General features: G+C 59.7%; 13 protein-coding genes. 10 read left to right on the forward strand and 3 right to left on the reverse strand.

What is annotated here, in order from left to right; genetic code table 11:
- The first annotated feature begins 128 nt into the window (after window positions 1-128).
- The 5 genes from Q9R34_RS07260 (at window position 129) to Q9R34_RS07280 (ending at window position 3308) form a co-directional block, all read left to right on the forward strand.
- Complete coding sequence (locus tag Q9R34_RS07260) at window positions 129-668, forward strand: fimbrial protein (protein ID WP_485892955.1); 540 nt, start codon at window positions 129-131, stop codon at window positions 666-668.
- A gap of 67 nt (window positions 669-735) precedes the next feature.
- A complete protein-coding gene (locus tag Q9R34_RS07265) occupies window positions 736-1215 on the forward strand; it encodes a fimbrial protein (protein WP_485892956.1) in 480 nt (159 codons plus the stop codon).
- A gap of 12 nt (window positions 1216-1227) precedes the next feature.
- Window positions 1228-1737, forward strand: a complete 510-nt coding sequence (locus tag Q9R34_RS07270; RefSeq protein ID WP_485892957.1) for a fimbrial protein — start codon at window positions 1228-1230, stop codon at window positions 1735-1737.
- Entirely contained in the window at window positions 1737-2288 is a 552-nt protein-coding gene (locus tag Q9R34_RS07275) for a fimbrial protein (protein ID WP_485892958.1), read from the forward strand. Before Q9R34_RS07270 ends, Q9R34_RS07275 begins: the two co-directional genes overlap by 1 nt.
- A gap of 78 nt (window positions 2289-2366) precedes the next feature.
- A complete protein-coding gene (locus Q9R34_RS07280) occupies window positions 2367-3308 on the forward strand; it encodes a fimbrial protein (RefSeq protein ID WP_485892959.1) in 942 nt (313 codons plus the stop codon).
- 63 nt (window positions 3309-3371) lie between these two features.
- Here the strand turns inward: Q9R34_RS07280 and Q9R34_RS07285 are convergent, their stop codons facing one another.
- On the reverse strand, window positions 3372-3998 hold the full coding sequence (locus Q9R34_RS07285) for a serine protease (RefSeq protein WP_485892960.1): 627 nt from the start codon (window positions 3996-3998) through the stop codon (window positions 3372-3374).
- Window positions 3999-4353: 355 nt separating this feature from the next.
- Here Q9R34_RS07285 and Q9R34_RS07290 point away from each other — a divergent pair, with 355 nt between their 5' ends.
- Window positions 4354-5517 carry an MFS transporter gene (locus Q9R34_RS07290; RefSeq protein ID WP_434125840.1) on the forward strand — a complete coding sequence of 388 codons (1164 nt, stop codon included), beginning with the start codon at window positions 4354-4356 and terminating at the stop codon, window positions 5515-5517.
- Here the strand turns inward: Q9R34_RS07290 and Q9R34_RS07295 are convergent.
- Window positions 5514-6434 (reverse strand): LysR family transcriptional regulator, encoded by a 921-nt coding sequence (locus Q9R34_RS07295; RefSeq protein ID WP_434125842.1) that lies wholly within the window; start codon window positions 6432-6434, stop codon window positions 5514-5516. The genes Q9R34_RS07290 and Q9R34_RS07295 overlap by 4 nt on opposite strands.
- 98 nt (window positions 6435-6532) lie before the next feature.
- On the opposite strand from Q9R34_RS07295, the gene lysA reads away from it, so the two are divergent.
- Both lysA and Q9R34_RS07305 read left to right on the forward strand, forming a co-directional pair.
- The gene (gene lysA / locus Q9R34_RS07300; protein ID WP_485892961.1) at window positions 6533-7789 is read left to right on the forward strand and encodes a diaminopimelate decarboxylase; all 1257 of its coding nucleotides are present in this window, start codon (window positions 6533-6535) and stop codon (window positions 7787-7789) included.
- 8 nt (window positions 7790-7797) lie between these two features.
- Complete coding sequence (locus Q9R34_RS07305) at window positions 7798-8250, forward strand: GNAT family N-acetyltransferase (protein WP_485892962.1); 453 nt, start codon at window positions 7798-7800, stop codon at window positions 8248-8250.
- Here the strand turns inward: Q9R34_RS07305 and galR are convergent.
- Window positions 8247-9248: an HTH-type transcriptional regulator GalR gene (gene galR / locus Q9R34_RS07310; RefSeq protein WP_485892963.1), complete on the reverse strand. Its 1002-nt coding sequence runs from the start codon at window positions 9246-9248 to the stop codon at window positions 8247-8249. The genes Q9R34_RS07305 and galR overlap by 4 nt on opposite strands.
- 178 nt (window positions 9249-9426) lie before the next feature.
- On the opposite strand from galR, the gene Q9R34_RS07315 reads away from it, so the two are divergent.
- Both Q9R34_RS07315 and Q9R34_RS07320 read left to right on the forward strand, forming a co-directional pair.
- Entirely contained in the window at window positions 9427-11700 is a 2274-nt protein-coding gene (locus Q9R34_RS07315) for a molybdopterin guanine dinucleotide-containing S/N-oxide reductase (RefSeq protein WP_485892964.1), read from the forward strand.
- Window positions 11701-11973: 273 nt separating this feature from the next.
- Window positions 11974-13701 carry a penicillin-binding transpeptidase domain-containing protein gene (locus Q9R34_RS07320; protein WP_485892965.1) on the forward strand — a complete coding sequence of 576 codons (1728 nt, stop codon included), beginning with the start codon at window positions 11974-11976 and terminating at the stop codon, window positions 13699-13701.
- Window positions 13702-14098 lie beyond the last annotated feature (397 nt).

Here is a 14098-nt window from a genome sequence, read left to right on the forward strand (position 1 = left end):
TAAGCACTCATTATCAGGGATCGCATATATATAACAGGGCTTCTTCTTTAATAAAAAGTGGTTTGGCTATATGGCGTAAGGGCAACGGCTGTCGATGCCTGCTCGGTGTGCTGGCGGTGAGCGGATTAATGACTTTTCATCACGCTCAGGCCAAAGATTTCAGTCAGGTCGATGGCGAATGGGGAACGCTGCATGTGACGGGTGCCTTATCCCAGGGCGCCTGCAGGCTGGAAATGGAAAGCGCTTACCAGCAGGTTCAGCTCGGTACCATTGTGACGGGTGATTTAGCCAGGGTAGGCCAGCGCGGAGAGGCGACCCCTTTCCAGCTGATTTTACGTGACTGTCTGCTTAGCGGCGGCCAGCAGCGGGATAGCCTGACGCAGGGTTCAGTATGGGATAGCCGTCAGCCCGTGGTGTCGGTCTCTTTTATCGCACCGGCAGACACCGCGTCGCCTGATTTAGTGAAAGTCGACGGTGCTCAGGGGATAGGTCTGCGCCTGCTGGATAGCCGCATGCGGGATGTCCGGCTGGGCAGCAGAAGTGAACCGCGCTTTATCGCGCCATACCATGATGCACTGACCTGGTATGTGCTTCCAGAGCGAACCGTCGCGCCGCTGGTCGCTGGCGCCTTTAACGCCACCCTCAACTTCAGGCTGAATTATGACTAAGGGTAAAGAAATGCCTGTTTATTCACGGCTGCACCTTTTATGGCGGCTGAGCCTGTTAAGGCGTGTTGTGCAAGGCTGGCTCATCCTTAGCCTGGGATTAACCACAAAGCCGCTTTTTGCGCTCGACCCCGTCACTATCAATATCAGCGGAACGGTGGTCGCGACGGCGTCCTGCCTGTTTGGCAGTAACGAAAAGATCCAGGTTGAATTTGGCGATGTCTATATCAGTGAAATTAGCGGCGATTACTACAAAGAGTCGGTGCCCTATACGCTGAGCTGCGAAGGCGATGCCGACGGCAAAAGCGTCAGCATGCGATGGATCGGTAGTGCCGCCTCTTTCGATACGGCGCTATTAATGACGGATGTTGTCGGGTTAGGCATTAAATTACTGCAGAACAATAGCCAGATAAGCCCTAATACCTGGTTCACGCTTGATGCCGCTTCTCCGTCGGCGCTTGACGTTGTGCTGGTTAAGCAGTCAGGTGCCAGTTTTAGCAACGGGCAGGAGTTTAACGCCTCCGCTACCCTCGAAGTCGCCTATCAATAAGGAAGCAGAGAAATGAACGCCAGGCGTCCAGTACGGCACATCATAAAAGGATTCGCTGTTCTGCTGCTGCTGTTTGTTAATTTTTTTTCCAGCGCGGAACAGACGGGCGATACGCTCAGCGTCGTTATTCATGGCACACTGAAGCGAAAGCCCTGCCATATAAATAATGACGGCGTAATCGCGGTTGAATTTGGTAATGTCGGGATTAATAAAGTTGACGGCGAGCGATATAAGCAGACGATTCCCTATACGCTGGAGTGTGACGATCCGGACGAAACGGTGAATTTAAATATGACGCTTAAAGGAACGCAGACGGCTTATGACAGCGGAGCTATTGAAACCTCCGTGAGCGGCCTCGGCATCGAAATCCTGCAAAATGGAACGCCAGTCGTTATTAATCAGCCCTTTGTAATTGACTATAGTCGCCCCCCCGTGCTGGAAGCTGTGCCCGTTTCATCTGGCGCCCCCCTTATCGAAGGCGCATTTAGCGCGACCGCGACCCTGCTGGCGGAGTATGAATAATGTTAACAACAGCCAGATGTGCTTATTTTAGGGCGATCGCCTGTTCTGTTTTGTTAATAAGCGCGGTGATAAGCCCGTCCCGTAGCGTTGCCGTGACGAATAATTTGCAATTTTCCGGTAATTTAGTGGCCGAACCCTGCGTGCTCAATCCAGAGACGGAAACCGTTGAGCTCGATTTCGGCACCATTGTCGACAAATATCTTTATATCAATGAGCGAATCCACAGCCAGCCTTTTACTATTCGGCTGCTTGAGTGCGATTTAAGCCTTGGCGAGACGGTAAGCCTGACGTTTAGCGGAACGGCGGACAACGAACTCACCGATATGCTGGCCGTAACCGGCACCGCCAGCGGCATTGCCATTGGGCTGGAAACGCTGGATGGCACCGCGTTAGCCTTTAATAGCGCAACGCCAAATTTTTCATTAAGCGCAGGCACGACAAATTTGACGCTAAAAGGCTATGTCAGGGGAAAGCCGAGCGCTATTCAACATCACGCCATCGTAAAGGGCGAGTTTAACGCGACAGCCAACTTCACGCTGAATTATGAATAAGCTGGCTGGCATTAAGCGATGTTCTCAATCTGTTTAAAAACATATTGTCATGCAAAAGCGCCTGGCAGGAAAATAATGATGAATATATCCACGTTTTTTAATTCGAAGCTTATTAAAACGTTGCTGGCCGGAACGGTTATCTGGCTGTGGTCCGCTGGCTGCGATGCCTATGACTTTAGCGTCACCTGCTACGGCGCTAACGATCAGTGCGGACCCGGCACTAATTTCACCCTGACCAAGACCAGTACGGCGCATGACGCGGTAGGCCTGCCTTTTTCACCCTCGGGCGTTCAGCTCTACCTGGCAAACTGCACTTCGGACACCAGCTGCACAAAACTGGTGGGGCCTTTCTGGGAGAAGACCATTAGCTATCCCGCATGGGATCCCAAAACCTGGGGCAACCTGGGAAAGAAATTCCTTACCGGCACCATTCTGAATGGCACCATTAGCGCCGGCGCCAATGGTGGCGGCAGTAACGTGTGGAACGGCAAGGTATATAAAAATTTGTGCTTCAGCGTCACCGCCGTTAACGGCACCACGGGCTGGGGAATATGGGGGATCAACTATACCTATCCTGCCGGTCAGGTCATGTGTTCGGCACCGGTAAACCGCGTCGTAGCCGATACCTGTAGCGTATCGACGCCGAGTCTTAACGTCGCTTTCGATCCTATTGAACGCGCCTCTATAGGCACCACGGCGGGAACGGCGGCGGATAAAACCGTGAGCGTCAAGCTAAGCTGTACCGGTACCAGCACCCATAACTTTTCCCTGAAGCTCAATATGACGCCGGTCTCCTGGTCCACCTCGCAAATCGTCACCAGTAACAGCGCACTGGGCGTCAGCGTAAGAGAAGAGGGCGGCTCAACGCTTAACAACGGCGATGCATTTAGCATGAGCGTTACCGGATCGGGATCGAAAAACCTGATCTTTAGCCTGCTGAGAAACCCCTCCGTCGCCACTAGCGCTATCGCAACAGGCGGCTTTACGGCATCCGCGACGCTGATCATCACCGAACTGTAGATTGCAATACCCCGGGCGAGGGCTGCCAGATGCTCTCGCTCTTTATCCTGCCGAGGCAGATATTCAGGACTTCACCACGCCGTTCAGCCAGGCTTCGAAACGGGCATAGGGCACATAGAGCGCGACGTCGCGATAGAGCGTCTTCCCGCTCTGGTTATCATCAATGCGGCTGCTGTAGCCGACGATCACGCCCGCCAGGGTATCGTCGGACGCGTTATAGACCGCGCCGCCCGACATGCCTTTTACCACGCCCGCGTTAGCCGCCACCACGACGCACTGCGCCTTGTTCCAGCTGTTGGCCAGCGAGGTGTTAATCAGGTTCTCGCCGCTGGAGCTGACCGGCATCGCACTAATAAAGCTATAGCCGTAGAGATTCACCCTGTCGCCGATGCGGCTGTTGCGAAAGCGCGGCGGCAGGTTCGCTTCGGCATTTTTGTGATAGACCACGGCGATATCGCACTCGGGATGCCAGGCCTTGACGCGATAGAGCGAAAATTTAGCAACGTGCGCGGCGGTCAGGCTGTACTCCGCCGTCAGCGGGATCGTGGTGCCCAGTGTTCCCAGACCGAGCGCGGTGGGAATGCCGGTATAGGTCATATCGACGCGCTTTTGCGCTTCGCTGCTGTACTCGTAGTGGCCGACGGAGCAGCCGCTGAGACAGAGCGCCGTCAGGGCGATTAGCCGCTGCATAGTCTCTCCCCGCATAAGAATGGCTTCACATTTCCAGATAGGGCAACTGGAGTATCGGCAGCGCGCACCATTCCTTTACCTGATTGAATCCACACGCAAAGCGCGCCTGCGCGCCACGCCTCTGGCGCTTACCCTCAAGCGTAGCGCGTTAAAGCGGAGAAGATTGTTAAGATTCCATCACGCGAACGGCGCGCTATTATTGCGCCCGCGGCAAAAGTTCCTTGCCGCACGCAGGGTGTATGCACGCTGACGGCTATGATTTAATACTCACCGTGACGAAGTTCAAATTTTTATAACCGTCCGCGCCCGGCGTCCGCCGCGGCGTTCACCTGCAGATCGATTGGGAGAGTGTGTTATGCCTGTTGCTTTACTGGCGCTGGCGCTGAGTGCGTTTGCGATTGGAACCACCGAGTTCGTCATTATGGGGCTCTTGCCCGAGGTGGCGGGCGATCTGCAGGTCTCGATCCCGTCAGCAGGCTGGCTAATTAGCGGCTATGCGCTGGGCGTCGCCATCGGCGCGCCGATTATGGCGCTGTTAACCGCAAAGCTGCCGCGTAAAAAGACGCTTATCCTGCTGATGATTATCTTTATTGTCGGCAACGTGCTCTGCGCGCTCGCCTACACCTATAACCTGCTGATGATGGCCCGCGTCATTACCGCGCTCTGCCACGGCGCCTTTTTCGGCATTGGCGCGGTGGTGGCGGCAAGTCTGGTGGCGCCTGGCCGACAGGCCTCTGCGGTGGCGCTGATGTTTACGGGCCTGACGCTGGCCAACGTGCTTGGCGTGCCGCTCGGCACCTGGTTTGGTCAGCTGTTCGGCTGGCGCGCTACCTTCTGGGGCGTTGCCATTATCGGCGTACTCGCCTTTATCGCGCTGATCGTCAGCCTACCCACTAATAAAGAAGAGAAGCCGGTGCATTTGGCGAGCGAAATCAGCGCGCTGGCCAACGGCAAACTGTGGCTTTCGCTGCTGATGACGGTGTTCTTTGCCGCGGCGATGTTTGCGCTGTTCAGCTATATCGCGCCGCTGCTGCTGCAGGTTACCGGCATCAGCGCGCGCGGCGTGAGCTGGACGCTGTTCCTGATTGGCGCGGGCCTCACCGTCGGTAATATTCTCGGCGGCAAGCTGGCGGACTGGAAGGTCTCTTTCAGCCTGATTTTAAGCTTCTCGCTGATCGCCCTCTTCTCGCTGCTGTTTAGCTGGACCAGCCATGCGCTCTGGCTGGCGGAGGTGACGCTGTTTCTGTGGGCGATGGCGACGTTCGCCACCGTGCCGGGCCTGCAGATCAACGTGGTGCGCCACGGCAAAGAGGCGCCGAACCTGGTCTCGACGCTGAACATCTCCGCCTTTAACGTCGGCAACGCGCTGGGCGCCTGGGTCGGCGGCGCGGTAATCGGCCGAGGTTATGGCCTGACTGCCGTGCCGGTGGCCGCCGCCGCGCTGGCCGCTATTGGCCTGATTATCTGCCTGATCACCTTCCGTAAGTCGGGCGGCAATGCCGCCGCAGTGCGCGCTTAAGCCAGCCGTTCGGCGATGCGCTGAGGAAAATCGGCCACCTGCGCCTGCAGGTGGTCGACAAAAGCCGCCACCAGCGCCGACGCGGGGCGGTGCAGCGGTCGCACGAGGCTCACGGTAAAAGGCACCGCGACGCTAAATCGGCGCATCACCACGCCGCTGTCGGCATAGTCGAGCGCCGTCAGCGGATTCACCACTGAAATCCCCACGCCCGCGCGCACCATGGCGCACACCGACGCCGCGCTGTGCGTCTCCAGCGCCAGCCTGCGCTCCACGCTCTGCTCATGAAACAGCGTATCCAGCAGCTGACGATAGCTGTCGGCGCGCGACAGGCTGACGTAGTTCTCTCCGGCGAAATCCTGCGGCGTCAGCACCGCGCGCGCGCAAAGCGGGTGATCCCGCGGCAGCACGCAGACCTCGTCGCAGGTCAGCAGCGGCAGCCGCTCCGTGCCGGCGGGCGCATGCTGGGTTTCCGTCAGGCCGAGATCGTAGCGCTGCGCCGACAGCCACTCCTCCAGCAGCGGCGACTCCTGCGGAATAATATTCAGGCTGACATCGGGATAGCGCTGCATAAAGGGCTGCACCAGCGGCGGCAGCAGCGACTGCGAAAAGACCGGCAGGCAGGCGACCGACAGTTCGCCCTGGCGGAACTGGCGCAGCCCGTCGGCGGCTTCCATAATGCGATCCAGCCCGTACCAGGAGCGCTGCACCTCTTCGAACAGCCGCAGGCCCTGTACCGTGGGCTGCAGCCGACCGCGCACGCGGGTGAAAAGCGTCAACCCCAGCTGCTTCTCCAGCCGCGCCAGTTCGCGGCTGACGGTGGGCTGCGAAGTGTTCAACAGCGCGGCGGCCTGCGTCAGATTGCCGCTGGTCATCACCGCATGAAAAATCTCGATATGCCGCCAGTTGATTTTTGCCATGTGCTGCCATATCCATTTTGAATAGAAGCTATTAAAACAGATATTTTTCAGCATGGCACGCGTCTGGCCTAATAGGGGTAACTCACAGGAGAATGCTTATGCCCCGCGCCTTGACCGACCCTACTACCGCACTCAACGCCGCGCAGCTGCTGCCGCTCGCGCAGCAGTACAGCGGCCCGTTCTGGGCCTATGATGCCCAGATTATTCAGCAGCGCATCGAACAGCTGCGCGCCTTCGACGTGGTGCGCTTTGCGCAGAAAGCCTGCTCAAACATTCATATTCTGCGCCTGATGCGCGCGGCGGGCGTCAAAGTCGACTCCGTGTCCCTTGGCGAAATCGAACGCGCGCTGGCGGCGGGCTTTCAGCCGGGCGGCGAGGATATCGTCTTTACCGCCGACGTATTCGACCGGCCGACGCTGGCGCGCATTGCCGAACTCAAGGTGCCGGTGAACGCCGGATCGGTGGATATGCTGCACCAGCTGGGCCAGGTGTCACCAGGCCACGCGGTATGGCTGCGCATCAACCCCGGTTTCGGCCACGGCCATAGCCAGAAAACCAATACCGGCGGCGAAAACAGCAAGCACGGCATCTGGCACAGCGAACTGCCGCAGGCGCTGGCGGCGATCAAAACCTACGGGCTGCGCCTGATCGGGCTGCATATGCATATCGGCTCCGGCGTGGATTACGACCACCTGCAGCAGGTGTGCGACGCGATGGTGGAGCAGGTCATCGCGCTCGGTCACGACCTTGAGGCGATTTCGGCAGGCGGCGGGCTCTCAATTCCTTACCGCCTCGGCGAAGAGGCGATCGACACCGCGCACTATTTCGGCCTGTGGGACGCGGCGCGTCAGCGTATCGCCGATCACCTCGGCCATGCCGTTAAGCTGGAGATCGAGCCGGGGCGTTTCCTGGTTGCCGAGGCGGGCGTGCTGGTATCGCAGGTGCGCGCGGTGAAAGCGATGGGCAGCCGCCACTTCGTGCTGGTGGATGCGGGCTTTAGCGATCTTATGCGTCCCTCGATGTACGGCAGCTATCACCATATTTCGCTGCTGCCGGGCGACGGTCGCGCGATTGATGAGCACACCCTGCGCGATAGCGTGGTCGCCGGACCGCTGTGCGAGTCGGGCGACGTCTTTACCCAGCTGGAAGGCGGTAAGGTCGAAACGCGCGCGCTGCCGGCGGCGCAGGTGGGCGACTATCTGGTATTTCACGATACCGGCGCCTACGGCGCCTCCATGTCCTCTAATTACAACAGCCGCCCGCTCATCCCGGAAGTGCTGTTCGAGCAGGGCGAACCGCGTGAAATCCGCCGGGCGCAGACTATTCAGGAACTGCTGGCGCTTGAGCTGGGCTAAGGCGCGCGATGAAGATCCTCTCGTTGCGCGACGCGCCGCAGTTCGCCGAACAGGTGACCGACTGGCTGTGGCGCGCCTTTGATGCGGAAAACGGGCGCGACTTTATGGCCAGCGTGGTGGAGAGCTCGCTGCATGGGGCCGCGTTTCCCGTTACTTTCGTCGCGGTCGACGACGCGGGCAGGGCAGTGGGCACGGTGGGCTTCTGGCGCTGCGATCTGATTAGCCGTCAGGATCTCTTTCCCTGGCTCGCCGCGCTCTACGTCGATGAAAGCGCGCGCGGCACCGGCCTGAGCGCGGCGCTGCAGCAGCATGTGATTGACTATGCGCGGCAGCGCGGCCACCGCAGCCTGTGGCTCTGGTCGACCTTCGGCGGCTATTATGAGCGCTGCGGCTGGACGCCAGCGGGCGAGGCGCTGGAGTACCCCGATAAACCGGTCAAACTCTACCGGCGCGCGCTTTAACCCGGCCCGCTCACCGAATGGCGCCGTACCAGCGTTGGGCTGAATATATTGGTCACCTCCGGCAGCGGCTGCGCATGGGCCAGGGCCAGCGCCAGCTCCGCTGCCTGCTGCGCCATGGTGACGATGGGGTAGCGCACCGTGGTCAGGCGCGGGCGCACATAGCGCGACACCAGCACGTCATCGAAGCCAATCAGCGACATCTCTTCCGGCACGCGCACGCCGTTATCGCTCAGCACCGCCAGCGCGCCAGCCGCCATCGAATCGTTATAGCAGGCCACGGCGGTAAAGCTGCGGCCGCGTCCCAGCAGCTCGGTCATCGCCTGCTCGCCGCCTACTTCATCCGGTTCGCCAAAGGTCACCAGCCGATCGTTAGCGGGCAGACCGTGCTCTTTCAGCGCGTCGTAGTAGCCCTGCAGGCGATCTTCGGAGTCGGAAATGGGGTGGGTTGAGCAGATAAAGGCGATATTCTGATGTCCCTGCTGGATAAGATGGCGCGTTGCCAGCCAGGCGCCGTAGCGGTCGTCGAGCGCGATACAGCGCTGTTCAAACCCTTTCAGCAGCCGGTTCAGCAGCACCATGCCCGGCATCTGCTTCATCAGCTGCTCCAGTTCGGCGTCGGGGATCTTCTTTGCATGCACCACCAGCGCGGCGCAGCGGTGGCGCATCAGCTGCTCAATCGCCTGCCGCTCTTTTTGCTCATTGTGGTAACCGTTACCAATCAGCAAAAAGTTGCCGGTCTGTCCGGCGATCTCATCAACCGCCTTAACCATTGCGCCGAAAAAAGGATCGGAAACGTCGCCGACCACCAGGCCTAAGGTTTCGGTCGACTGCTGCGCCAGCGCGCGCGCGTTGGCGTTGGGATGATACTGCAGCTCCTCCATCGCCTGGCTGACGGCCTGACGCGAGCTCTCGCTGGCTTTAGGCGAATTATTAATCACACGGGACACCGTCGCGACGGAAACACCCGCCAGTCTGGCAACATCCTTAATCGTAGCCATGCCTCGACCTGCTCCAGGGAAAACGTTTACACATGGCAGCAGTGTTACGGAAAAGGCGGCCTGTATCAAGCTGACAGAATGTCTGCGCCGTCGCAAAAAGGGGGAAAACTCCAGGCTTAACCCGGCGCGGGGTCGCGTGGTATCCTGCCTTTTTCCCTTATCTGCCGTAAAAGAAACCATGAAAAAGCGAGTGCCACATCTGGCGCACTGGGGCGCGTTCAGCGCCGTGACTGAAAACGATCGTCTGATCGGCTGCGAGCCGTTCTTCGCCGACGCCGATCCGTCGCCGATGCTGAACACCATTCCCGAGCTGGTCTATTCCGACAAACGTATTCGGCAGCCGATGGTGCGCCGCTCCTGGCTGAAATCGCGCGAAAACAGCGACCGCACGCTGCGCGGCCGCGAAGATTTCGTCGCCGTCGACTGGGAGACCGCGCTGGATCTGGTGGCGGAGGAAAACCGCCGCATCCGCGAACGCTACGGCGCCTCCGGCATTTTCAACGGTTCTTACGGCTGGTCGTCCGCGGGCCGCGTCAACCACGCGCGCACCCTGGTGCGGCGCTTCTATTTTCAGGGCGGCGGCGGCGTCGATCAGCAGGGCAACTACAGCTGGGGCGCGGCGCAGTTCTTCCTGCCCTATGTGATCGGCACCTATATGCCGCTGACCGGCCGCGTTACCGACTGGCCGCAGGTGGTGGAGCATGCGGAGATTTTCGTCGCCTTCGGCGGGCTGGCGCTGAAAAACGCCCAGGTGGCATCGGGCGGAGCAGGCCAGCACAGCCTGAAACCCGCGCTGGAGCAGCTGGCGGCCAAAGGCACACCGGTCATCAACATCAGCCCGATGCGCGACGACTGCCCGGCATGGGTTAACGCCGACTGGATCCCGATTCGCCCCAATACCGACGTGGCGCTGATGCTGGCGCTCGGCTATGAGATCGCCCAGCGCAACGCGGTGGACGAGGCGTTTCTCGCCAGCCACTGCACCGGCTGGCCGCAGCTGCGCGCCTACCTGCTGGGCGAAAGCGACGGCGTCGCCAAAACCGCCGGCTGGGCGAGCCGCATCACCGGTATTCCGCCGGAGCGCATCGTTCGCCTGGCCGAACAGCTGATCGGCAAGCGCAGCTTTATGACCTGCTCCTACTCGGTGCAGCGCGCCCATCGCGGCGAGCAGCCTTACTGGATGATGATCGCGCTCTCGTCGATGCTCGGCCAGCCCGGCCTGCCGGGCGCGGGCTTCTCGTTCGGCCACGGTTCGATGAACAGCGTCGGCAACCCGCGTCAGGACGGCCCGGCGCCGCTGATGGCGACCGGCCCCAATCCTTCCGGCTTGTCGATTCCGGTGGCGCGCATCAGCGATATGCTGCTCAATCCTGGCCAGCCTTACGCGTTCCAGGGCGAGACGCTGACCTATCCCGACATTCATCTGGTGCACTGGGCGGGCGGCAATCCTTTCCACCATCATCAGCAGCTTAACCGGCTGGTCGAAGTCTGGCAGAAGCCCGACACCGTGGTGGTGCAGGATATCGTCTGGACGCCAGCGGCGCAGATGGCGGATATCGTCCTGCCCGCCACCACCACGCTGGAGCGCAACGATATCGGCGGCTCCTCGCGCGACCGTTTTGTGCTGGCGATGCATCAGGCGATTAAGCCGCAGCATCAGGCGCGCAACGACTTCGATATTTTCGCCGATCTGGCCGAACGCCTCGGGTATCGTCAGCAGTTCACCGAGGGGCGCAACGAGCGTCAGTGGATCGAACACCTTTATCAGCAGTGCGCGACGGCGCATGCGCGCAAGGGCATCGACTTTCCGGAATTCGCCGAGTTCTGGTCGCGCGGCTTCGTTGAGATCCCGGAAGGCGGCAAGCCCTACATCTTTATGGAGGATTTCCGCGCCGATCCCGTGCGTCACCCGATCAAAACCGCCAGCGGCAAGATTGAGCTCTTCAGCCAGACCATTGCCGACTACGATCTGGCCGATTTCGCCGGTCATCCGGAGTGGCGCGAACCTCAGGAGTGGCTGGGCGCGGCGCTAAGCGAGCAGTTCCCGCTGCATATGATCTCTATCCAGCCGTCAGATCGACTGCACAGCCAGCTTGACGCCACCCCGACGGTGCAGGGCAACAAAACCGCCGGCCATGAAACGCTCTATCTGCATTCGCAGGACGCGGCGGCGCGCGACATTGCCGACGGCGAGGTGGTTGAGGTGCGTAACGCGCGCGGCGCGATGCTGGCGGGCGCGCGCCTGACCGACGGGCTGACGCCGGGCGTGGTGATCGTCGCTACCGGCGCCTGGTTCGATCCCGGCTTCGGCGCGGAGTGGCAGCCGTTTGACCGTGCGGGCAATCCCAACGTGCTGACGCTGGATATCGGCACTTCATCGCTGACGCAGGGGCCCAACGCCATGAGCTGCCTGGTGGACATCAAAAAACATGCGGTTTGCAAAATCGCTTAACAAACACATGGCTGGTTACATTTTGCCGGACACTGTTGCGTTTAGGTGATGGCAGCCGGTCTCGTGGCCTTGTTACAGTCAGGGTCCCAGAGGTATTGATGGGTGAACATCAATAGATTTTCTTGATTACACCGACCTGCGCAGATGCGCAGGTTTTTTTTTGCCTGGCGCACCGATTACGAACTGATACACAGTTTTCCTGTTAACGGCGTAGCGCTTTCTTTATAACTGCTCGCGTGGATATTTTTTTACTTTTCTTTGCAGCGGACAGCTATGCCCCGGATAAAAAAACTACTGGGAAAAGACCAGATCAAAGCCCCGTTTAACCCGTTTCGCTTTCGCCTGATTTGCCTTGGCGTGCTGACCTGCATGGTGGTACTGATGGCGCGTATCGCCGATCTGCAGTTTCTGAATCAGCCGATGCTGGAGCATGAGGCGGATCAGCGCTCGCTGCGCACCGTGACGCTGCCAACCAACCGCGGCACGCTGCTGGATCGCAACGGCGAAGCGCTGGCGCTTTCGGTGCCGTCGCGCGACGTTATTGCTGACCCGATGCGCGTGCTGGAGGCGAACCCTGATTTCCTGAGCGCTAAGTGGGCCTACCTGGCCTCGGCGCTGAATATGCGCCCGGAACAAATTGCCGCGCAGATTACCGCCAATCCCAAACGCCGCTTTCTCTATCTGGGGCGCAAGATTGAGCTCGGCATTGCCAAAGATATCGCCGAGCTGCACCTGAAGGGCATCAGCGAAGTCTATGACGACAGCCGCTTCTACCCGATGAGCGAGGCGGCGGCGCCGCTGATCGGCATCGTCGGCGCGGACAATGTCGGCCTGAACGGGCTGGAAAAAGGCTATGACAAGGTGCTGCAGGGGACGCCGGGCAAAGAGGTTTATCGTCAGGACGCCGCGGGCAATATTATTTCCATGCTGAGCTATACGCCGCCGACCCAGCCGCCGACGGTACAGCTCAGCATCGACAAGTTCGATCAGTACACGCTCTACAGCCAGCTGCGCGACGGCGTGCTGCGCAACAAGGCGGACTCCGGCGCGGCGGTGCTGGTCAAAATCGATACCGGCGAAATTCTCGGTATGGCCTCTTATCCCTCCTTTAACCCAAACAATTATGATGGCGCCACGCCGGCGCAAATGCGCAATACGGCGATTAACGACAGCTATGAGCCGGGTTCGACGGTGAAGCCACTGGTGGTCATGGAAGGGCTGGAGCGTCATCTGGTCCGCCCTGATTCAGTAATTGATACCACGCCGTACAGCGTCAACGGCCACCTGATCCGCGACGTCGGCCACTGGCCGCGCCTGACCATGACCGGCATTCTGCAAAAGTCGAGCGACATCGGCGTTTCCCATATTGCGCTGGCAATGCCTGCCGAAGCGCTGGTTAATACCTATCAGGCGTTTGGCCTGGGTAAACCCACTGGTCTGGGGCTGACCGGCGAGAGCGTCGGCTACTTCCCGGCGCACCGCCAGCGCTGGGCCGATATCGAGCGCGCCACCTTCTCCTTCGGCTATGGTCTGCGCGTCACGCCGCTGCAGATTGCGCGCGAATATGCGACGCTGGGCTCGTACGGCATCTACCGTCCGCTGTCGATTACTCGCGTGACGCCGCCGGTGCTCGGCAGGCAGGTGGCGAATCCGGAAACGGTCAAGGAGGTGGTGCATATGCTGGAGAGCGACGTGCTGCCAGGCGGAACCGGTATCAAAGCGGCGGTGCCGGGCTACCGGCTGGCGACCAAAACCGGTACGGCGGAAAAGATGGGCAGCAGCGGAAAATATGACGGCGGCTATATCAACTACACGGCCGGTATCGCCCCCGCCAGCCATCCAGAGGTGGCGCTGGTGGTCATGATTAACCATCCTACCGCTGGCGATCACTTCGGTGGCTCGGTCGCCGCGCCGATCTTCGGCAACATTATGGGGCCGGTGCTGAAGCATATGAATATTGCGCCGGACGCCATCTACAGTAATCCTTCAGATAAATCTTAGTAAAATCAATCTGTAACCGGGTATGGAACTTATTCATACCTGGTTTCATTTCCCCGAATTCCGTTGCGTTTTCGCGCTGTTTTGTCGCGCCGCAGAGTGCGACGATAGCAGTCCCAGAGGTATTGATAGGTGCGAAAACGCGCTGCTCCAGGCAGCGGCATCCGCAAGGATAATCCACCCTGTTTATTGCACCAACCCACGCGGATGCGTGGGTTTTTTTTTGCCTGTTGTTAACCGCTTACCTTTTTTGGCTCACGTCGGCGCCAGCGCGGTAAATAGCGCTGCATGCGGCGCTGAACGTCGGCTGGAAAGTCTGACCATTCTTAACGCAACCCTTACGGTTTGCCGATAGAAAAACAGCCGGGGCTTCGCAGATAATACACGGCGTGATGATTGA

The sequence above is a fragment of the Enterobacter sp. BRE11 genome, from assembly GCF_031844285.1.
Taxonomy (GTDB): domain Bacteria; phylum Pseudomonadota; class Gammaproteobacteria; order Enterobacterales; family Enterobacteriaceae; genus Pantoea.

What these genes read in the sequence shown, in the direction of transcription:
- Q9R34_RS07260 (WP_485892955.1), top strand. Translation starts at nt 129, where the DNA reads ATGACTTTTCATCACGCTCAGGCCAAAGATTTCAGTCAGGTCGATGGC.
- Q9R34_RS07270 (WP_485892957.1), top strand. Translation starts at nt 1,228, where the DNA reads ATGAACGCCAGGCGTCCAGTACGGCACATCATAAAAGGATTCGCTGTT.
- Q9R34_RS07275 (WP_485892958.1), top strand. Translation starts at nt 1,737, where the DNA reads ATGTTAACAACAGCCAGATGTGCTTATTTTAGGGCGATCGCCTGTTCT.
- Q9R34_RS07280 (WP_485892959.1), top strand. Translation starts at nt 2,367, where the DNA reads ATGAATATATCCACGTTTTTTAATTCGAAGCTTATTAAAACGTTGCTG.
- Q9R34_RS07285 (WP_485892960.1), bottom strand. Translation starts at nt 3,998, where the DNA reads ATGCAGCGGCTAATCGCCCTGACGGCGCTCTGTCTCAGCGGCTGCTCC.
- Q9R34_RS07290 (WP_434125840.1), top strand. Translation starts at nt 4,354, where the DNA reads ATGCCTGTTGCTTTACTGGCGCTGGCGCTGAGTGCGTTTGCGATTGGA.
- Q9R34_RS07295 (WP_434125842.1), bottom strand. Translation starts at nt 6,434, where the DNA reads ATGGCAAAAATCAACTGGCGGCATATCGAGATTTTTCATGCGGTGATG.
- lysA (WP_485892961.1), top strand. Translation starts at nt 6,533, where the DNA reads ATGCCCCGCGCCTTGACCGACCCTACTACCGCACTCAACGCCGCGCAG.
- Q9R34_RS07305 (WP_485892962.1), top strand. Translation starts at nt 7,798, where the DNA reads ATGAAGATCCTCTCGTTGCGCGACGCGCCGCAGTTCGCCGAACAGGTG.
- galR (WP_485892963.1), bottom strand. Translation starts at nt 9,248, where the DNA reads ATGGCTACGATTAAGGATGTTGCCAGACTGGCGGGTGTTTCCGTCGCG.
- Q9R34_RS07315 (WP_485892964.1), top strand. Translation starts at nt 9,427, where the DNA reads ATGAAAAAGCGAGTGCCACATCTGGCGCACTGGGGCGCGTTCAGCGCC.
- Q9R34_RS07320 (WP_485892965.1), top strand. Translation starts at nt 11,974, where the DNA reads ATGCCCCGGATAAAAAAACTACTGGGAAAAGACCAGATCAAAGCCCCG.